Genomic DNA, 20323 nt, shown 5'->3' on the forward strand with positions numbered 1-20323 from the left:
GCGGCCTTCACGAGCCACTTATTTTTTTCCCTTTTCAAACAGCGAAATCGCCGTGCGTCTGACCTCGATCAAACTCGCTGGCTTCAAGTCATTCGTCGATCCTACGCATTTCCAGGTCCCGGGCCAGCTAGTCGGCGTGGTCGGACCGAATGGGTGCGGCAAGTCCAACATCATCGACGCCGTGCGCTGGGTGCTCGGCGAATCGCGCGCCTCCGAGCTGCGCGGCGAGTCGATGCAGGACGTGATCTTCAATGGCTCGACCGCGCGGAAGCCCGGTAGCCGCGCCAGCGTCGAACTGGTGTTCGACAACGCCGACGGCCGTGCCGCCGGGCAGTGGGGGCAGTATGCCGAAATCGCCGTGAAGCGCGTGCTCACGCGCGACGGCACCTCGAGCTACTACATCAACAATCTGCCGGCGCGCCGCCGCGACATTCAGGACATCTTCCTCGGCACCGGCCTCGGGCCGCGTGCTTACGCGATCATCGGGCAGGGCATGATCGCGCGCCTGATCGAGGCGAAGCCGGAAGAGTTGCGCGTGTTCCTCGAAGAAGCCGCGGGCGTGTCGAAGTACAAGGAACGCCGCCGCGAAACCGAGAACCGTCTGCACGACACGCGCGAAAATCTGACGCGGGTCGAGGATATCGTCCGCGAACTGGGCGCGAACCTCGAGAAGCTGGAAGCGCAGGCCGTGGTCGCCACGCGCTACAAAGAACTGCAGGCCGACGGCGAAGAGAAGCAGCGTCTTCTGTGGCTGTTGCGCAAGAACGAAGCCGGCGGCGAGCAGGAACGCCAGCAACGCGCGATCGAGCAGGCCCAGATCGACCTCGAAGCGCACACCGCGAAGCTGCGCGAAGTCGAAGCGCAACTCGAAACGCTGCGCGTCGCGCATTACTCCGCCAGCGACGCGATGCAGGGCGCGCAAGGCGCGCTCTACGAGGCGAATTCGGAAGTCAGCCGGCTCGAAGCCGAGATCAAGTTCATCGTCGAATCGCGCAATCGCGTGCAGGCGCAGATCGCCGCGCTGAACGCGCAGCGTGAGCAATGGCAGTCGCAGGCGCAAAAAGCGCAAGACGATCTCGCGGACGCCGAGGAACAACTGGCCGTCGCCGAGGAAAAAGCCGCCCTCGCCGAAGACGAAGCCGCAGCCAAGCACGACGCGATGCCCGCGCTCGAAGCGCGCTGGCGCGATGCGCAAACGGAGTTGAACGCCGAGCGCGGCGGGATCGCGCAGACCGAACAGGCGCTCAAGCTCGAAGCCGCGCATCAGCGCAATGCCGATCAGCAATTGCAGCAACTGCAGGCGCGTCACGAGCGCTTGAAGTCGGAAGCGGGCGGTCTCGACGCCCCCGACGAAGCGCAGCTCGAAGACCTGCGCATGCAACTCGCCGAGCACGAGGAAATCCTGCACGACGCGCAAACGCGTTTGGCCGACGCGCAGGAAACGCTGCCGCGGCTCGACGGCGAACGCCGCGCCGCGCAGGAGCGCGTGCAAACGGAAAGCGCCCAGATTCACCAGCTCGACGCGCGCCTTGCCGCGCTCAAGCAGTTGCAGGAAAACGTCCAGACCGAAGGCAAGATCCAGCCGTGGCTCGAGAAGCACGAATTGGGCGGCCTGCCGCGTCTGTGGAAGAAGCTGCATGTCGAAGCCGGTTGGGAAGCCGCGCTCGAGGCCGTGTTGCGCGAACGGCTCGCCGCGCTGGAAGTGTCGAACCTCGACTGGGTCAAGGCGTTCGCGACCGATGCGCCGCCCGCCAAGCTCGCCTTTTATGCGCCGCCGGTAGCCGGCCAGCCGGCGGCTGCGCCGGCTGCATTGCGGCCGCTGCTGTCGCTGGTGCGAATCGACGACGCGGGCATCCGTGCGGTTCTGAACGACTGGCTCGGTCTCTCGTTCGTCGCCGACGATCTGCAGCAGGCGCTCGCCATGCGCTCGCAGTTGCCGGAAGGCGGCTCGTTCGTCGTCAAGGCGGGGCATGTGGTGACGCGCGTCGGCGTGCAACTGTACGCCGCCGACTCCGAGCAGGCCGGCATGCTGGCCCGTCAGCAGGAAATCGAAAATCTGGCGCGTCAGGTTCGTGCGCAAGCCTTGCTCGCCGACGAAGCGAAGGCCGCCGCGATCCGCGCCGAAGCCGCTCACACGCAAGCCGCCCATGCGCTGACCGATGTGCGTCAGCAGGCGGAGCGCGCCACGCAGCGCGTGCATGCCTTGCAAATGGACGTGCTCAAGCTCACCCAGGCGTATGAGCGTTACACCCAGCGCAGCACGCAGATTCGCGAGGAACTCGAAGAGATCACCGCGCAGATCGAAGAGCAGCGTGCCATGCGGGCGGAGTCGGAAGCGAACTTCGAGCGTCATGATGGTGAGCTCGCCGAATTGCAGGCGCGTTTCGAAGATCATCAACTGGCCTTCGAAGCACTCGACGAACAACTCACCGCCGCTCGCGGCCAGGCGCGCGATCTCGACCGCGCCGCCACCGACGCGCGCTTTGCCGCGCGCAACATGGCGAACCGCATCGACGAACTGAAGCGCAGCATTCAGGTCGCGCACGAACAGAGCGAGCGTGTCGCGGCGTCGCTGGAAGATGCGCGCGCCGAGCTGGAAACCATCAACGAGCAGACCGCGCACACCGGCCTGCAAGACGCGCTGGATATTCGCGCCGTCAAGGAAGAAGCGCTGCACGCCGCGCGCCTCGAACTGGACGATTTGACCGCCAAGCTGCGTGCCGCCGACGAGACGCGCCTCATGGCCGAACGCGCGCTGCAACCTTTGCGCGACCGCATCAACGAATTGCAGTTGAAGGAACAGGCGGCGCGTCTGAACGGCGAGCAGTTCATCGAGCAACTGGCCGCGGCGGGTGTCGACGAGGCCGAGTTGCAGGCCAAGCTCACGCCGGACATGAAGCCGTCGTACCTGCAGGGCGAAGTCACGCGCATCAACAACGCCATCACGGCGCTCGGTCCGGTCAACATGGCCGCGCTCGACGAGCTGAAGGCGGCGACCGAGCGCAAGTCGTTCCTCGATGCGCAATCGACCGACCTGAACAGCGCAATCGAAACGCTCGAAGACGCGATCCGCAAGATCGACGCCGAAACGCGCACGCTCCTGCAAGGCACCTTCGACCAGGTGAACCAGCATTTCGGCGAACTGTTCCCGCGCCTGTTCGGCGGCGGGCAAGCGAAGCTGATCATGACCGGCGACGAAATTCTCGACGCCGGCGTGCAGGTGATGGCGCAGCCGCCGGGCAAGAAGAATTCGACGATTCACCTGCTGTCGGGCGGCGAAAAAGCGCTGACCGCGACCGCGCTGGTGTTCGCGATGTTCCAGTTGAATCCCGCGCCGTTCTGCCTGCTGGACGAAGTGGACGCGCCGCTCGACGACGCCAACACGGAACGTTTCGCGAATCTCGTGCGGGCGATGTCGGACAAAACCCAGTTCCTGTTCATCTCGCACAACAAGATCGCGATGGAAATGGCGCAGCAGTTGATCGGCGTGACCATGCAGGAGCAGGGCGTGTCGCGGATCGTTGCTGTCGACATGGAAACGGCTGCCGGTTTCGCCCAGAATATCGTTTAAACCAAGCCTTCGCGGGTGTCCGCGTTCAGCGCAGCGGCCGGTGGCCGCGCGACACGTGGAGCGGGCGCAGAGCGCGCAGATAAAAGAATTGCTGATGGAGCATGCATGGACGAGTTGACACTCGGTTTGATCGGCGCGGGTGCCGTGGTGGTCGGGGGCGTGGTCGTGTACAACGCGTGGCAGAGCGCGAAGGTGCGCCGCAAGATGCCGCGGCCGATGCCGGCCGATACCGCCGAAAACCTCGCGCGGGACGATCAGGAGGAGCAGAGCCCGTTCATCGAACCGGCCCGGCCGACCACGCGCCGCGAACCGGTGGTGGGCGCCGAAGCGGCGGAGCAAACCGCGGCGGCGCGCGTCGAACCGACGTTCGGCGGCCAGGCGGCTGGAACGGCGCCGCTCGACACGCCGGCCGATATCCAGGCCGAGACGACCTCGCCGAACGGCTATCCGGAAGCCGAGGGCGTGGCTGAAGCCGAAAGTGGCGAGACCGCCGGGGCCGGTAAGGCGGCGCAAGCCGCCCGCCAGGCCGGCGAGCCGGTTGAACCGATTCTGCCCGCTGCTACGACGATCTCGTCCGCGCCGCCGGCTATCGTCGATCGCCGTATCGACTGTATCGTGCCGATCCGTTTGAACGGGCCGGTCGCGGGCGACAAGGTGATCCCGCTCGCGCAGCGCCTGCGCCGCGCGGGCAGCAAGCCGGTGCATATCGAGGGCAAGCTCGAAGGCGGCGCGTGGGAGCTGCTGCAAAACGGCGCGCGCTATGAAGAGCTGCGCGCGGCCGCGCAACTGGCCAATCGCAGCGGCGCCCTTAACGAGCTGGAGTTTTCCGAGTTCGTGACCGGCGTGCAGCAGTTTGCCGACGCGCTGGATGCATCGCCGGAATTCCCCGACATGCTCGAAACGGTGGCCATGGCGCGCGAGCTCGACGGTTTCGCCGCACAGTGCGACGCGCAGTTGTCGATCAACGTGCTCTCCGACGGCGCGCCGTGGTCCGCCAACTACGTGCAGGCGGTCGCATCGCAAGACGGCCTGCTGCTGTCGCGTGACGGCACGCGTTTCGTCAAGCTCGACGCGAAGCAGAGCCCGGTGTTCATGCTGCAGTTCGGCGACACCAACTTCCTGCGCGACGACCTGACCTACAAGGGCGGTCAGATGATCACGCTGGTGCTCGACGTGCCGGTGGCCGACGAAGACATCCTGCCGTTCCGCCTGATGTGCGACTACGCGAAATCGTTGGCCGAGCGCATCGGCGGCCGGGTGGTCGACGACGGCCGCCGTCCGCTGCCGGAAACCGCCTTGCTCGCCATCGAAAAGCAGTTGATGACGCTCTACGCGAAGCTCGAACAGGCGGGCATTCCGGCCGGCTCGCCGGCCACGCGGCGTTTGTTCAGCCAGTAAATTTTTTACGTTTTACCGGTGTCTCCGACGGCCGCACGATGTGCGGCCGTTGTCGTTTCAGGCCGCGCCTTCACGTACATCTTTCGACCGGACGCGCGACGCGTCGAAACTGGCCATTCGGCCGATGTAAAGGGGCACGCTTCCTGCGATAATCCAATGTCTGAACTTCACTGACGAACCTTCCGACAGCATGGCCCGAACCTCCGCCTCACATCCCGCAACCAACGCCCCGGCAGAGCGTGCCGCGTGGCTGCGCGCGGAACTCGAACGCGCTAACTACGCGTACTACGTGCTCGACCAGCCGGACCTGCCTGACGCGGAATACGACAAGCTGTTCAAAGAGTTGGAGAGTATCGAGACGGAGCATCCGGACCTGATCGTGCCGGATTCGCCCACCCAGCGCGTGGGCGGCGAGGCGGCGAGCGGCTTCGAGCCGGTCGTGCACGACCATCCCATGCTGTCGCTGAACAACGGTTTCGCCGATGAAGACATCGTCGCGTTCGACAAGCGCGTCGGCGACGCGCTCGGCAAGAACGCAAGCGAGCCGCCGGTGCCGGTCGACTACGCGGCCGAGCTGAAATTCGATGGCCTCGCCATCTCGCTGCGTTACGTCGACGGCGCGTTCGTGCAAGCCTCCACGCGCGGCGATGGCACGACCGGCGAGAACGTCACCGAAAACGTTCGCACGATCCGCTCCATTCCACTCAAGCTCAAGGGCAAACGCGTCCCGCACGTGCTCGACGTGCGCGGCGAAGTGCTGATGTTCAAGCGCGATTTCGAGCGTCTGAACGAACGCCAGCGGGCCGCGGAACAGCGCGAATTCGCCAATCCGCGCAACGCCGCGGCGGGCAGTTTGCGGCAGCTCGATTCGAAGATCACCGCGCACCGGCCGCTGTCGTTTTTCGCTTACGGAATCGGCGTGCTCGAAGGCATGGAGATGCCGGCCACGCACAGCGAACTGCTCGACTGGTACAAGGAACTCGGCTTGCCGGTGAACGGCGAGCGGGCGGTGGTGCAGGGCGCGCAGGGTTTGCTGGGCTTCTTTCACAGCGTTGGCGAAAAGCGCGAGAACCTGCCGTACGACATCGACGGCGTGGTTTACAAGGTCAACCGGCGCGATGAGCAGGACGCGCTCGGCTTCGTGTCGCGCGCGCCGCGCTTTGCGCTGGCGCACAAATTCCCCGCGCAGGAAGCGTTGACCAAACTCGTCGCGATCGACGTGCAGGTCGGCCGGACCGGCGCGATTACGCCGGTGGCGCGGCTGGAGCCGGTGTTCGTCGGCGGCGCGACGGTCACGAACGCCACGCTGCACAACGAAGACGAAGTGCGCCGCAAGGATATCCGCATCGGCGACACGGTGATCGTGCGGCGCGCCGGCGACGTGATTCCCGAAGTGGTGAGCGCGCTGCTCGACCGGCGTCCTTCCGACGCCCGCGAATTCGTGATGCCGACGCAATGTCCCGTGTGCGGCTCGAATATCGAGCGGCTGCCCGACGAGGCGATCGCGCGTTGTACCGGTGGGCTGTTCTGTCCCGCGCAGCGCAAACAGGCGCTATGGCATTTCGCGCAGCGGCGCGCGCTGGACATCGATGGTCTCGGCGAAAAGATCATCGACCAGTTGGTCGAGCAGAATCTGGTGCGCACGCCGGCCGATCTGTTCAACCTCGGTTTTGCGACGCTCGCCGAACTCGATCGGTTTGCCGAAAAGTCCGCGCAGAATCTGCTCGACTCGCTCGAGAAGGGCAAGCACACCACGTTGGCGCGCTTCATCTACGCGCTCGGCATCCGGCATGTGGGCGAATCGACGGCGAAGGATCTGGCCAAGCACTTCGGCTCGCTGGATCCGATCATGGACGCTTCGGTCGAAGCCTTGCTGGAGGTCAACGACGTGGGGCCGGTGGTCGCCGAGTCGATTCATCAGTTCTTCGCCGAGGAACACAACCGCACGGTGATCGAGCAGTTGCGCGCGCCGGGCAAGGTCACGTGGCCGGAAGGGCCGCCCGCGCCCAAGGCGCCGCAAGGCGCGCTGGCCGGCAAGACGGTCGTGCTGACCGGCACCTTGCCGAGCCTCGCCCGCGAAGAGGCGAAGGAAATGCTGGAAGCGGCCGGCGCGAAAGTTGCCGGCTCCGTATCGAAGAAAACCGACTATGTGGTGGCGGGAGCCGACGCGGGCAGCAAGTTGGCGAAGGCTGAGGAACTCGGCGTCCCCGTACTCGACGAAGATGGTATGCGTAAGCTCCTGGAGGGGCAGTTATGATCCGCGAAATTCTCAAGATGGGCGACCCGCGCCTTTTGCGCATTGCCGATCCGGTCGATCACTTCGACACGCCCGAGTTGCATGAACTCGTCAAAGACATGTTCGAGACCATGCACGACGCCAATGGCGCGGGCCTCGCCGCGCCGCAGATCGGCGTCAATCTGCAGGTGGTGATCTTCGGCTTCGGGCACAACGAGCGCTATCCGGACGCGCCGCCGGTGCCGGAAACGGTGCTGATCAACCCGACCATCACGCCGGTTTCGCTGGACATGGAAGAGGGCTGGGAGGGGTGCCTCTCGGTGCCGGGTCTGCGCGGCGCGGTGAGCCGGTTTTCGATGATCAAGTATCACGGCTTCGATCAATACGGCAAGCCGATCGACCGCGTCGCAGAGGGCTTTCACGCGCGCGTCGTGCAGCATGAGTGCGATCACCTGATCGGCAAGCTGTATCCGATGCGGATCAATGACTTCGCGAAGTTCGGCTTCACGGAAGTGTTGTTTCCGGATATGGATCCGAATAGCGACGATTGAGGCGGTTTGTGCTGATGTCGGGATAAAAAAACCCACGCGAAAGCGTGGGTTTTTTGTTGGAAGCGCCGGAGCGTCTTCAGACGCCCGGCTTCAGAACGACTCGTCCGGCGCCAGATAGCGCCATTGGCCCGGCGGCAGCGCGCCCAGCATCACACTGCCCATGCGTACGCGCTTCAGGCCGATCACTTCGAGGCCGACCAGTTCGCACATGCGGCGAATCTGCCGCTTCTTGCCTTCGCGCAGCACGAAACGCAACTGCTCGCCGTTCTGCCAGCTCACTTGGGCGGGCTTCAGCGGCACGTCGTCGAGCGACAGGCCGTGGCGCAGCAGCGCGAGACTTTCCGGCGGGAAGTGGCTTTCGACGTCCGTGGTGTGCTCGCCGAACGCCACGCGCACCAGATACTCCTTGTCGATCTCGGAATGACCGCCGATCAGTTGCTTGGCGATGCGGCCGTCCTGCGTCAGCACCAGCAAGCCCGTCGAATCGATATCCAGACGGCCGGCCGGCGCAAGCTGGCGCAAATGCGACACGGAGAAGCGGATGTCCGAGCGATCGCCTTCCCAGCGATTCTCCGGCGTGACCAGCGTGATGGCCGGCTGATAGCCGTCTTCCGCCTGACCCGAGACGAAACCCACCGTCTTGTGGATCAGGACCGTCACCTGGCTCGCTTGCGCGGCTTCGGCGGCGGGGTCGATTTCGATGCGCTGGTCCGGACGAACCTTCGTGCCGAGCGTGTCGATGCGCTCGCCGTCCACCAGCACCCAGCCTTTTTCGATCCACTCGTCGGCTTCGCGGCGCGAGCACAGGCCGAGTTCGGACATTAGCTTGGACAGGCGCAGCGTGCCTGGCGCGTCTTCGTAGTCGCGACGCGGCGTGCGCGGAGCGGCATCGGTTTCGCTGCCGCGTTCGGCTCGGGTCGGGCCGCGTGGTTTGTCGGCGCGCGCGGGACGCTCGTCGCCGAAGCGACGGCCGGCGGCCGGCAGCGTCTTGTCGAAGCTGCGGGCCGGGCGTTCGCCACGGTCGGTGCGCTCGGTGCGTTCAGCGCCGCGCGCCGGACGGTCGCCGAATTCGCGCTTGGCCGGGGCGCGTTCGCCGCGGTCGTCGCGCGGAGCGCGTGCCGGACTGTCTGCCCGGTCGCGGTCGCCGTCGCCGTAGCCGGTTTTGATGGGTTTCGCGAAGCTGCGTTCGCCACGTTCGGACGCACCGCGCTCGCCTTCGAAACGGCGCGGCGCGCTGTCGCTGCGCGGCCCACGCTCGCCGACGCGGCGCTCTTGCGGAGCGCCACGGTCGCTGCCGAAGCGCGGTCGGTCGGATGCGTCGCGTTCACGGCGCTCCGGTCGCTCGCCACGCGGACCGCCTTCCGACGGACGGCCTGCGCCTGGACGAGCACCGCTGAACGGACGGCGTTCGCCGTCGTCGCGGCGTGGGGTGCGATCACCAAAGCTGCGCGGAGCGCGTTCGCTGCGATCCGTGTTGCGTTCGAAACGGCGGGGCGCGCCTTCGGCTCGGTTACCGGCTTCACGATGCGGCGCGCGGTCACCGCGGTCGGCACCGCCTTCAAAGCGACGCGGCGCACGTTCACCTCGATCGGCCGCACCTTCAAACCGGCGTGGCGCGCGATCGGCGCGGTCACCACCGCCCTCGAACCGACGAGGAGCCCGTTCGCCGCGCTCACCGCCACCTTCGAAGCGGCGCGGAGCCCGTTCACCGCGATCGCCTGCGCCCTCAAAACGGCGTGGCGCGCTACCCGTACGATCCGCACCACCCTCAAAACGACGCGGCGCGCCTTGGCTACGCTCGCCGTCGGCCCTGCGCGGCGCGCGTTCGCTTCGATCCGCGCCACCTTCAAATCGACGCGGTGCGCGTTCTCCAGCGTCCCGACGCGGGGCGCGGTCGCCACTGCCTTCAAACCGGCGCGGACCCCGTTCACCCTCAGCCTTACGCGGCGCGCGTTCGCTACGGTCACCACCACCTTCAAATCGACGCGGCGCGCGCTCACCGTCATCCCGACGCGGCGCACGATCACCGCCACCCTCAAAGCGGCGCGGCGCGCCACCCGCGCCCTCGCGACGCGGCGGCCGATCCGACGCCGCGCGATGCGCGCCGCCACCGTCCCGCTCGCGCGAAAACGATCCTTCAGCCCTTGCAGGACGCGCAGTACGTGCGCCAGAACCAGCCGGTTTGCCGGCGCCCGCCGGCCGCTTGCCGCCGCCCGCCGCGCCAGCGCCTTCACCCCGCGCCCCGCTCGATCCCGGCGTCGCCGGCCTGGGGCCCGCCGGGCGCGTCGGCTTTCGCGCGGACGTGCTGCCGGTACGGACAGGGGCGCGTTCGGACGAAGCCGGCCGCGGGTGCTTGGCTGTTAATTTGACTCGCATGAAATCTCACACTGCGATCGCGCGCAGCAGTTCGGTCTCGACCTGAATTTGCAGGCGGTTGTCCGACAGACCGTGTCCATCCAGCAGGAACACGTCTTCGACGCGTTCGCCGAGCGTATTGATCCGCGCCGAAGCGACGCCGACCCGATGCTCGGCCAGCACACGCGCGATCGAATAAAGAAGGCCTGGCCGGTCGTTCGCCGACACGGACAGGATGTAATATTGGCCGCGCTCGTCGGCCCGAAGATCGACGCGCGGGGTAACAGGGAAGGTCCGCGACAGCCGCGACAAACGGCCTTTCGACGGTCCCGGAAGCAGGGTGCCGTCACCAGTGAGGCGGGCGGTCAGTTCCTGTTCGACCAGATTGGCAATATCGCGATAATGCACGTCTTCTTCGGTATGCGCGACGAGGAAATTATCGAGCGCGTACCCGTGACGGGTCGTGCTGACCCGCGCATCGAGCACCGACAGGCCATTGCGGTCGAAATACGCGCAAATGCCGGCGAACAGATCCGGCTGATCCTTTACGTACACCAGCACCTGAAGCGCCTCGCCGATCGGCGACGGACGGGCCCGCACGATCGGCGTCGGCGTTTCCACGTGGCGGTACAAGACACGCGTTTGCCACGCGATATCCGCCGCGTCGTGACGCAGGAAATAGCCGATGTCGAGCTTGTCCCACAGCGCCTTTTGCGCGCCTTCCGGCACGGTTTCGAGGCGCAGCAGCGCAAGCGCTTCTTCCTGACGCGATTTCAGCTCCGAATGCGCATCCGGCCGCGCGCCGCCGAGCACGGCGAGCGTGGCGCGGTACAGGTCTTCCAGCAGCTTGCCTTTCCACGTGTTCCAGACTTTCGGGCTGGTGCCGCGAATGTCGGCCACGGTCAGCAGATAGAGCGCCGTGAGGCGGCGCTCGGTACCGACCAGTTCGGCAAAGCGCTTGATGACTTCCGGGTCGCTCGTGTCCTGCTTTTGCGCGACCTGGCTCATGGTCAGATGTTGCTGGACCAGCCACACCACCAGTTCGCCGTCCTCGCCCGTGATGCCGTGATTGCGGCAGAAGCGCCGCGCGTCGGCCATGCCGAGCGTGGAATGGTCGCCGCCGCGGCCTTTGGCGATATCGTGAAACAGCGCCGCCACGTACAGCACCCACGGCCGGTCGAAGTTGGCGATCAACTGGCTGCAAAACGGATATTCGTGCGCGTGTTCGGCCACCGCGAAGCGGCGCAGATTGCGCAGCACCATCAGGATGTGCTGGTCGACGGTGTAGACGTGATACAGATCGTGCTGCATCTGTCCGACGATGCGCCGGAAGTTCAGCAGATAGCGCCCCAGCACGCTGGTCTGGTTCATCAGACGCAGCGCGTGGGTGATGCCGGCCGGCTCCTTCAGGATGTCCATGAAGAGGCGACCGTTTTCCGGGTCGCGCCGCCAGTGCTGGTCCATCACGTCGCGGGCGTTGTAGATCGCGCGCAGCGTGCGCGCCGACAGGCCTTTCACGCCGGGCGTCTGCTCGTACAGCAGGAAGGCCTCGAGGATCGCGTTCGGCTCGCGCTGGAACACGTCGTCGCTGGCGATTTCCAGCATGCCCTGCTTTTCGACGAAGCGGTCCGACAGCACGCGCGTGATGCCGCTCGTGCTGGGGAAGAGCTGCGCTTCGATGTTCTGGATCAGGATGGTGGCGAGTTGCGTGACAGCCTTGGCGGACCAGTAATAGCGGCGCATGAGCTGTTCGCTCGCACGCTTGGTGGCGGTCGGCTTATAGCCGAAGCTTTCGGCCACCGCCGTTTGCAGGTCGAACACCATGATGTCCTGACGACGGCCGGCGATCACGTGCAGCCGGGCGCGCAGCGCTTTCAGGAAACTCTCGTTACGGCGCAGTTCGCGCGCCTCGCGCTCGGTGATCAGGCCGCGCGCCTCGAGTTCGCGCCAGCTGCTGCCGAAACCGGCCGCCTGGGTGATCCACAGGATCAGTTGCAGGTCGCGCAGGCCGCCCGGGCTTTCCTTGATATTGGGTTCGAGCGAGTAGGGCGTGTCCTGGAATTTGGCGTGACGCTGACGCATTTCCAGCACTTTGGCCTGGAAGAAGGCCTTCGGGTCGAGCGCTTCGCGGTAACGCTTCGCGAAGTCGTCGAACAGCGTGGCGCTGCCGGTAATGCGCCGTGCCTCGAGCAGCGAGGTGCGCACGGTGACGTCGTTGGCGGCTTCTTCGAGACATTGCGACACGCTGCGCACGCTGCTGCCGAGCTCCAGCCCCAAATCCCAGGCGAGGCTGATAAAGCGTTCGATGCGCGCTTCGAGATGCTCGATAGGCGCGTCGGGCAGCAGGACCAGAATGTCGATGTCGGAATGCGGCGCCAGTTCGCCGCGCCCGTAGCCGCCTACCGCTACCAGCGCCAGTTCGGGCGGCAACTCGCAGGTGTTCCAGGCGGCGCGCAGGGAGTCGTCCGTGGCGCGCGCCAACGACGCCATCAACGCGTCGACGTTGGTGGCCGTCTTGAAGCGTTCCAGCAGTTGAGCTTTGGCCACTTTGTACTCCGCCTTGAGCGACGTGGCAGGGGATTGGGCGACGGCTGGAACACTACTCATTGGCAGGGAGGCGGTGAGGTCGGAAGTCGGTCAGGCCGTGGCCGCGACGACCGGCGGACGCGCGGGCGTGCCGGCGGATACGGTCAGCACGTCGTAGCCGGTTTCGGTGACGAGGATGGTATGTTCCCACTGCGCCGACAGGCTGCGGTCCTTGGTCTTGACGGTCCACTGGTCCGGCATGGTGCGAATGTCGCGGCGGCCGGCATTGATCATCGGCTCGATCGTGAAGATCATGCCGGTCTGCAATTCGAGCCCGGTGCCGGGGCGGCCGTAGTGCAGGATCTGCGGGTCTTCGTGGAATACCGTGCCGATGCCGTGGCCGCAGTATTCGCGTACCACGCTGTAGCCCTGGCCTTCCGCATGTTTCTGGATCGCGTAGCCGATGTCGCCGAGATGCGCGCCCGGGCGCACCTGGTCGATGCCGAGCCACATGCATTCGAAAGTGGTCTGTACGAGGCGCTTGGCCAGGATCGAGCCTTCACCGACGATGAACATACGGCTGGTGTCGCCGAAATAGCCTTCCTTGATCACGGTGACGTCGATGTTCAGCGCGTCGCCGTTCTTCAGCGTTTTGTCGCCGGGAATGCCGTGGCAGATCACGTCGTTGACTGAAATGCAGGTGGCTTTCGGATAGGGCGGGTAGCCGGGCGGCTGATAATTCAGCGGCGCCGGGACTGTGCCCTGTTCCTTCAGCATGTATTCGTGGCACAGACGGTCGAGTTCACCGGTCGTGACGCCGGCCGTGACGAACGGGGTGATGTAGTCGAGCACTTCGCTTGCCAGTTTGCAGGCGACGCGCATCTGCGCGATATCGTGTTCGTTTTTGAGCGTAATAGCCATGAGTCGGGCCTGAAATGCGATTTATTGCGGGATTATCGCACCATATTCCGGCTGCCGCAGCCTTTTGCGACGGGGCCGGCGCGTTTCACTGGCTCCCCGGCGGACTCGTTCGAGGCGGGCGGCGCTCGCGCGGGTGCAACCCGGCGGCCGTGGGCAGGACTACCGGGCAGGTTGAGTCGTGCAATAGTCGCGTGCTATAATCTTTGGCTAAGTCGATCTCTGTCTTACTTTATTCGTCCGTGTGGACAAAAAAGCGGCAAGAATGGCTTCTCATAACGCCGGTTGCCTGCGCTATGAGGTGAAAGCAGAAGCGAAAGCAGAAGCAACAAGGCAGCAGACTCGCAAGCCGGCGCACCCAGGGTGTCCGCCGCGTTCAGCCAGAGAGATTAATGGCAACGCGGCCGATACGGCAGCCGGCTTAAGACCCAACCCTCGCGGAGATTTTCATGGCAGTTACCATGCGTCAAATGCTGGAAGCCGGTGTCCACTTCGGTCACCAAACGCGCTTCTGGAACCCGAAGATGGCCCCCTTCATTTTCGGTCATCGCAACAAGATTCACATTATCAACCTCGAAAAGACGCTGCCGATGTACAACGACGCGCTGAAGTACGCGCGTCAACTGGCAGCCAATCGCGGCACGATTCTGTTCGTCGGCACGAAGCGTCAATCGCGCGACACGATCGCTGAAGAAGCACAACGCGCTGGCATGCCGTTCGTCAACGCGCGCTGGCTCGGCGGCATGCTGACCAACTTCAAGACGCTGAAGGTCTCGATCAAGCGGCTGAAGGACATGGAAGCAGCGCTGGAAGCAGGCGAAACCGAACGCATGAGCAAGAAGGAAGCGCTGCTGTTCGAACGCGAAATGGCCAAGCTGCAAAAGTCGATCGGTGGCGTGAAGGACATGGGCGGCATTCCGGACGCGATCTTCGTGGTCGACGTCGGCTACCACAAGATTGCCGTGACCGAAGCGAACAAGCTCGGCATTCCGGTCATCGCCGTGGTCGACACGAACCACTCGCCGGAAGGCATCGACTACGTGATCCCGGGTAACGACGACGCTTCGAAGGCTGTCGCTCTGTACACGGCTGGCGTGGCTGACGCAATCGTCGAAGGCCGTGCGAACGCGGTCAACGAAGTGGTGCAAGCTGCACGTGGTGGCGACGGCGACGAGTTCGTCGAGGTCAACTCGGAAGCGTAAAGCTGCCCCGTGTCCGGCAAAAAAGGGGGCTTTCTACAGGCCCCCTTTTTTTAAGCCGCGACATTGTGGTGGGGCGCTGCCGGCAGTGTCCGAAGCAGTGCCCGAGGCGTTCTCCGTAAAAAAGTACGGTCGACGCTGAAACGAATTCTTGCCGCCGGCATCGAAGTCCGGGCGGCGTGTGACAGACGGAACTCAAGGAGCAAATGATGGCGGCAATTACCGCAAGCATGGTTGCAGAACTGCGCGCAAAGACCGACGCGCCGATGATGGAATGCAAGAAGGCGCTGACGGAAGCCGACGGCGACATGGCGCGCGCTGAAGAGCTGCTGCGCGTGAAGCTGGGCAACAAGGCCAGCAAGGCAGCGTCGCGCGTGACGGCTGAAGGCGTGGTCGCATCGTTCATCGGTGGCAACGCGGGTTCGCTGGTCGAACTGAACTGCGAAACCGACTTCGTCTCGAAGAACGACGACTTCCTGGCTTTCTCGAAGCAGGTCGCCGAGCTGGTCGCCACGCAAAACCCGGCTGACGTCGCAGCGCTGGCGGCACTGCCGCTGGACGGCTCGACCGTCGACGCAGTGCGCCTGGCACTGGTCGGCAAGATCGGTGAAAACCTGTCGATCCGCCGTTTCGTGCGTTTCGAAACCTCGAACAAGCTGGCGGCGTACCTGCACGGCACGCGTATCGGCGTGCTGGTCGAGTACACCGGCGCGGACGAGCAGGTCGGCAAGGACGTCGCGATGCACATCGCCGCGATGAAGCCGGTGTCGCTGTCGTCGGAAGACGTGCCGGCGGATCTGATCGCCAAGGAACGCAGCATTGCTGAACAGAAGGCCGCCGAATCGGGCAAGCCGGCTGAAATCGTCGCCAAGATGGTCGACGGCAGCGTGCAGAAGTACCTGAAGGAAGTATCGCTGCTGAACCAGACGTTCGTTAAGAACGACAAGCAGACGATCGAGCAGATGCTGAAGGCTGGCAACTCGAGCGTGCAGAAGTTCGCGCTGTTCGTGGTCGGCGAAGGCATCGAGAAGAAGCAGGACGACTTCGCCGCTGAAGTCGCCGCTCAAGTCGCTGCTGCAAAGCAACAATAAGTCTCACCCAAGCTTCACTGCAATATCGTTGGACCCGCGGCGGAGCAAGACTTTGCCGCGGTCGGCAGCGCCGCAAGGCTGCGCGCGGGTTGACCCTCGCCGCGCAGCCGCCGCTGGCGAACCCCAGGGTTCGTCAATTTGGCGACGCTTGCCCGAATCAGCATTTCACCCCTACATTAGTCCCTTGTTGTTGCCCTGTTCTGCGCGATCTGGATACCCCTATGCCCACTGCCTATAAACGCGTCCTGCTCAAACTCTCCGGTGAAGCTCTGATGGGCGACGATGCCTTTGGCATCAATCGCGCGACCATCGAACGAATGGTGGCGGACGTGGCCGAAGTGGTCCGTCTCGGAACGCAGTTGGCCGTGGTGATCGGCGGCGGCAATATTTTCCGCGGCGTCGCGGGCGGCGCGGCGGGTATGGACCGCGCCACGGCCGACTACATGGGCATGCTGGCCACCATGATGAACGCGCTGGCCCTGCAGGACGCCATGCGCCACGCCGGCATCGAGGCGCGCGTGCAATCGGCGCTGCGCATGGACCAGGTGGTCGAGCCGTACATCCGGCCCCGCGCGATTCGCCAGCTCGAAGAAGGCAAAGTCGTGATTTTCGCGGCCGGCACCGGCAACCCGTTCTTCACGACCGACACGGCCGCCGCTTTGCGCGGCTCGGAAATCGGCGCGGAAGTCGTGCTGAAAGCCACCAAGGTGGACGGCGTGTATTCCGCCGACCCGAAGAAGGACCCGAGCGCGACGCGTTACACCACGATCAGCTTCGACGAGGCGATCGGCCGCAATCTGCAGGTGATGGACGCCACGGCGTTCGCGCTGTGCCGCGACCAGAAACTGCCGATCCGGGTGTTTTCGATCGTCAAACCGGGCGCGCTCAAGCGCATCGTACAAGGCGAGGACGAGGGTACCCTCGTCCACGTGTAAACTCTCGTTCACATAACGTGGGCTTTCGCGCGAGCCCGGGCCGCCGCATCTTGCGCGCGCTGGCCGGCTCGCACCGTTTTGAAGGTTCGGAGGTTTAAAAATGTCTGTGGCTGATATCAGGAAGGGCGCTGAACAAAAGATGCAGCGCTCCATCGACGCGTTCAAGAACGACCTGTCGAAGATCCGCACGGGCCGTGCGCACACGGGCCTGCTCGATCACATCCAGTGCGACTACTACGGTTCGCCGGTGCCGATTTCGCAAGTCGCGAACCTGACGCTAATCGACGCACGCACGATCGGCGTGCAGCCGTGGGAAAAGAAGATGGTGCAGGTCGTCGAAAAGGCGATCCGCGATTCGGACCTGGGTCTGAACCCGGCCACGCAAGGCGACGTGATCCGCGTACCGATGCCCGCGCTGACCGAAGAACGCCGCCGCGAACTGACCAAAGTGGTCAAGAGCGAAGCGGAAACGGCCAAGGTTGCAGTGCGCAACCTGCGCCGTGACGCCAACGAGCAACTGAAAAAGCTCGTGAAAGACAAGGAAATTTCGGAAGACGACGAGCGTCGTGCAGGTGACGACGTTCAGAAGCTGACGGACAAGTTCGTCGCCGAAATCGACAAGCTCGTCGTGACGAAGGAAGCCGAGATCATGACGGTCTGAGGCCGGCCGGCTCAGCACTTTCAGGGTTTCCACTTCTTTTATTTGCAGTCACTGTCCCGACGGCCATGACCTATACCAGCTCAACCGTGCGCGTGCCTGATGTCGCCGCGGTGCCGCGACATATCGCGATCATCATGGACGGCAACGGCCGTTGGGCCACCCAGCGGCGCTTGCCGCGCGTGGCGGGCCATACGCGCGGCGTCGACGCAGTGCGCGCGGCCGTCGAGGCGTGCGCCCGACAGGGTGTCGAATATCTGACGCTGTTCGCTTTCAGCTCGGAAAATTGGCGTCGTCCGAACGACGAAGTGTCGTTCCTGATGCGCCTGTTCGTGACCGCGCTGGAGCGCGAGATCGGCAAGCTGCACGCGAACGGCATCCGGTTGCGCGTGGTGGGCGATCTGTCCCGCTTCGATACGCGCATCCGCGACCTGATCAGGCGCGCGGAAACCAAGACCGCGCGCAATACCCGTCTCACGCTCACGATCGCCGCGAATTACGGCGGCCGCTGGGACATCATGCAGGCCACCCGCAAGCTCGCCGAACAGTCGGCGCTGGCGGGCAAGGCGGTCGAGGTGACCGAGGAATCGTTCGCCGAGCACCTGTCCATGGCTTATGCGCCGGAGCCGGATCTCTTCATCCGCACCGGCGGCGAGCGCCGTGTCAGCAACTTCCTGCTGTGGCAGCTCGCCTACACCGAGTTCTACTTCACCGACACGTTCTGGCCGGATTTCGACGCCGACGCGCTCGGCCATGCCATCGCTTCGTACGCGGAGCGCGAACGCCGCTTCGGCCGCACCAGTGCTCAACTCGAGCCGCAATCGCAAAACGTCGATTCGCTTCCATGCTAAAAACCCGTGTCATCACGGCGATCATCCTGCTGGCGGTGTTCCTGCCGGTCACGTTGTTCGCGCCGGTGGGCGCATTCGGCGCGTTGATCGCCTTTGTCGTCGTGTTCGCCGCATGGGAGTGGGCGCGCCTGCTCAAGCTGGGCGGCGCGGGCCCGGTCATTTACGCGCTGGTGGCCGCGGTGGCGCTGGTCGCCAGCACGCGGCTCGGCGCCGGGATCGAAGAGGCGCGGCCGCTATTTCAGGCCGCTGCTATTTTCTGGGTGATCGCCGGTCCGTTCGTGCTGCTGCGCAAGCCCACGCTCGCGCAGGGCGCCTGGCGTCCCTTTCTGTTTCTTGCCGGCATTGTGGTATTCGTCGCGTGCTGGCATGCTCTCGTCGCCGCGCGCATGCAGGGCGTGCCGTTCGTGCTGTCGCTGCTGCTATTGGTATGGCTGGCCGATATCGGCGCATACTTCTCTGGAAAAGCGTTCGGAAAACACAAGCTGGCGCCTGCCATCAGTCCGGGCAAGACCTGGGAGGGCGCGATCGGCGGCTGGCTGGTGGTGATGATCGTCGCGGCGGCGGCGGTCTTTTTGCATGCGTTCGAGCCGACCCTGTATTCTGCGCTGCTGGCGCATTGGGGCGCCGTGCGCACGCTGCTCGCGCTGACCCTGCTGGTGGCATTCAGCGTGGTGGGCGACCTGTTCGAATCGATGATGAAACGCCAGGCCGGTGTGAAGGATTCAAGCGGCCTGTTGCCGGGGCACGGCGGCGTGCTCGACCGCATCGATGCCTTGTTGCCGGTGCTGCCGCTTGCCATGCTGCTGCTCGGCTAGAGAAAGAGATATGCAAAAACGTCTGACATTGCTCGGTTCCACGGGCTCGATTGGAGACAGCACGCTCGACGTCGTCGCGCGTCATCCCGAGCGTTTTTCGGTTTATGCGCTCTCCGCGCATCGCAACGGCGACAAGCTCGTCGAGCAATGCCTGCGCTTTCAGCCCGAAGTCGCGGTGGTCGGCGACGCCGACACGGCCGCGAGCGTCGCGGCGAAACTGCGCGTAGCCGGTTGCAAGACCGAGGTCACGTACGGACCGCAGGCGCTCGTCGACGTGTCGAAGAGCGACGGCTGCGACACGGTGGTGGCGGCAATCGTCGGCGCGGCCGGTCTTGCGCCGAGTCTTGCCGCCGCGCGCGCCGGCAAACGCATCCTGCTCGCCAACAAGGAAGCGTTGGTCATGTCCGGCGCGATCTTCATGGACGCGGTGCGCGACAACGGCGCCGTGCTTCTGCCGGTCGACAGCGAACACAACGCGATTTTCCAATGCCTGCCGCGCGAAGCCGCGCTGCACGGCGGCGTCTCCAAGATCATTCTGACCGCGTCGGGCGGCCCTTTCCGCACGCGCGAACCGGCCACGCTCGTCGACGTCACGCCGGAAGAAGCCTGTAAGCATCCGAACTGGGTCATGGGCCGCAAGATTTCGGTCGACTCGGCCACCATGATGAACAAGGGCCTCGAAGTGATCGAGGCGCACTGGCTGTTCGGTTTGCCGGGCGAGCGCATCGAGGTGCTGATTCACCCGCAGAGCGTGATCCACTCAATGGTGTCGTACGCGGACGGCTCGGTGCTCGCGCAACTCGGCAATCCCGACATGCGCACGCCGATCGCACATGCGCTGGCGTTTCCGGATCGCGTCGATTCGGGCGTGGCGCAACTCGATCTGCTGCAGGTCGCGTCGCTCTCGTTCGAGAAGCCGGATTACACGCGCTTTCCGTGTCTTGCCCTTGCAGTGAAGGCACTGGCTGAGGGAGGCCTCGCGAGCGCGGCCCTGAACGCCGCGAACGAAATCGCGGTTGAAGCGTTCCTCGCGCGCCAGATCGGTTTCATGACGATTGCCCAGGTGGTCGACGCGGTGCTCAACGCGTTGCCGAACCGCAGCGCGCACGCGCTCGAAGACGTGATCGAAGCGGATGCCGCCGCGCGTCGCGCCGCTGCCGAATTCATCGCGCGTCTGCCCGACGGCGCTCGTCGAACGGAACGCGCCGTCCAGTGAGGC

Annotated in this window: 14 protein-coding genes; 11 read left to right on the forward strand and 3 right to left on the reverse strand. The window is 64.8% G+C overall.

Annotation, left to right across the window (positions count from 1 at the left end):
- Positions 1–52 precede the first annotated feature (52 nt).
- The 4 genes from smc to def all read left to right on the forward strand — a co-directional run bounded on the left by smc (position 53) and on the right by def (position 7756).
- Positions 53–3571 (forward strand): chromosome segregation protein SMC, encoded by a 3519-nt coding sequence (gene smc, locus B0G74_RS05140; protein ID WP_132373921.1) that lies wholly within the window; start codon positions 53–55, stop codon positions 3569–3571.
- Positions 3572–3676: 105 nt separating this feature from the next.
- Entirely contained in the window at positions 3677–4969 is a 1293-nt protein-coding gene (locus tag B0G74_RS05145) for a cell division protein ZipA C-terminal FtsZ-binding domain-containing protein (protein WP_132373922.1), read from the forward strand.
- Positions 4970–5159: 190 nt separating this feature from the next.
- The gene (gene ligA / locus B0G74_RS05150; RefSeq protein WP_132373923.1) at positions 5160–7226 is read left to right on the forward strand and encodes an NAD-dependent DNA ligase LigA; all 2067 of its coding nucleotides are present in this window, start codon (positions 5160–5162) and stop codon (positions 7224–7226) included.
- A complete protein-coding gene (gene def, locus B0G74_RS05155) occupies positions 7223–7756 on the forward strand; it encodes a peptide deformylase (protein WP_012433453.1) in 534 nt (177 codons plus the stop codon). The genes ligA and def overlap by 4 nt, the downstream gene beginning before the upstream one ends.
- A 90-nt stretch (positions 7757–7846) precedes the next feature.
- Here the strand turns inward: def and B0G74_RS45655 are convergent, their stop codons facing one another.
- The 3 genes from B0G74_RS45655 to map are packed head-to-tail and all read right to left on the reverse strand — an operon-like array spanning position 7847 to position 13558.
- Positions 7847–10132: a pseudouridine synthase gene (locus tag B0G74_RS45655; RefSeq protein WP_165923809.1), complete on the reverse strand. Its 2286-nt coding sequence runs from the start codon at positions 10130–10132 to the stop codon at positions 7847–7849.
- 6 nt (positions 10133–10138) lie between these two features.
- Positions 10139–12718 carry a [protein-PII] uridylyltransferase gene (locus tag B0G74_RS05165; protein ID WP_132373924.1) on the reverse strand — a complete coding sequence of 860 codons (2580 nt, stop codon included), beginning with the start codon at positions 12716–12718 and terminating at the stop codon, positions 10139–10141.
- Positions 12719–12748: 30 nt separating this feature from the next.
- A complete protein-coding gene (gene map / locus B0G74_RS05170) occupies positions 12749–13558 on the reverse strand; it encodes a type I methionyl aminopeptidase (RefSeq protein WP_132373925.1) in 810 nt (269 codons plus the stop codon).
- A gap of 446 nt (positions 13559–14004) precedes the next feature.
- On the opposite strand from map, the gene rpsB reads away from it, so the two are divergent.
- The 7 genes from rpsB (at position 14005) to B0G74_RS05210 (ending at position 20320) form a co-directional block, all read left to right on the forward strand.
- A complete protein-coding gene (rpsB, locus tag B0G74_RS05180; protein WP_132373926.1) occupies positions 14005–14757 on the forward strand; it encodes a 30S ribosomal protein S2 in 753 nt (250 codons plus the stop codon).
- Positions 14758–14963: 206 nt separating this feature from the next.
- The gene (gene tsf / locus B0G74_RS05185; RefSeq protein WP_132373927.1) at positions 14964–15845 is read left to right on the forward strand and encodes a translation elongation factor Ts; all 882 of its coding nucleotides are present in this window, start codon (positions 14964–14966) and stop codon (positions 15843–15845) included.
- Between the two features lie 221 nt (positions 15846–16066).
- Positions 16067–16780, forward strand: coding sequence for a UMP kinase (gene pyrH, locus B0G74_RS05190; protein WP_011488865.1), 714 nt, complete (start codon positions 16067–16069; stop codon positions 16778–16780).
- Between the two features lie 100 nt (positions 16781–16880).
- Positions 16881–17441: a ribosome recycling factor gene (gene frr, locus B0G74_RS05195; protein WP_132373928.1), complete on the forward strand. Its 561-nt coding sequence runs from the start codon at positions 16881–16883 to the stop codon at positions 17439–17441.
- Positions 17442–17506: 65 nt separating this feature from the next.
- The gene (gene uppS, locus B0G74_RS05200) at positions 17507–18289 is read left to right on the forward strand and encodes a polyprenyl diphosphate synthase (RefSeq protein ID WP_011488864.1); all 783 of its coding nucleotides are present in this window, start codon (positions 17507–17509) and stop codon (positions 18287–18289) included.
- A complete protein-coding gene (locus tag B0G74_RS05205; protein ID WP_132373929.1) occupies positions 18283–19104 on the forward strand; it encodes a CDP-archaeol synthase in 822 nt (273 codons plus the stop codon). The genes uppS and B0G74_RS05205 overlap by 7 nt, the downstream gene beginning before the upstream one ends.
- Before the next feature lie 10 nt (positions 19105–19114).
- On the forward strand, positions 19115–20320 hold the full coding sequence (locus B0G74_RS05210) for a 1-deoxy-D-xylulose-5-phosphate reductoisomerase (RefSeq protein WP_132373930.1): 1206 nt from the start codon (positions 19115–19117) through the stop codon (positions 20318–20320).
- The last annotated feature ends 3 nt before the right edge of the window (positions 20321–20323 follow it).

Source organism: Paraburkholderia sp. BL9I2N2, assembly GCF_004339745.1.
In the GTDB taxonomy this organism is placed as follows: domain Bacteria; phylum Pseudomonadota; class Gammaproteobacteria; order Burkholderiales; family Burkholderiaceae; genus Paraburkholderia.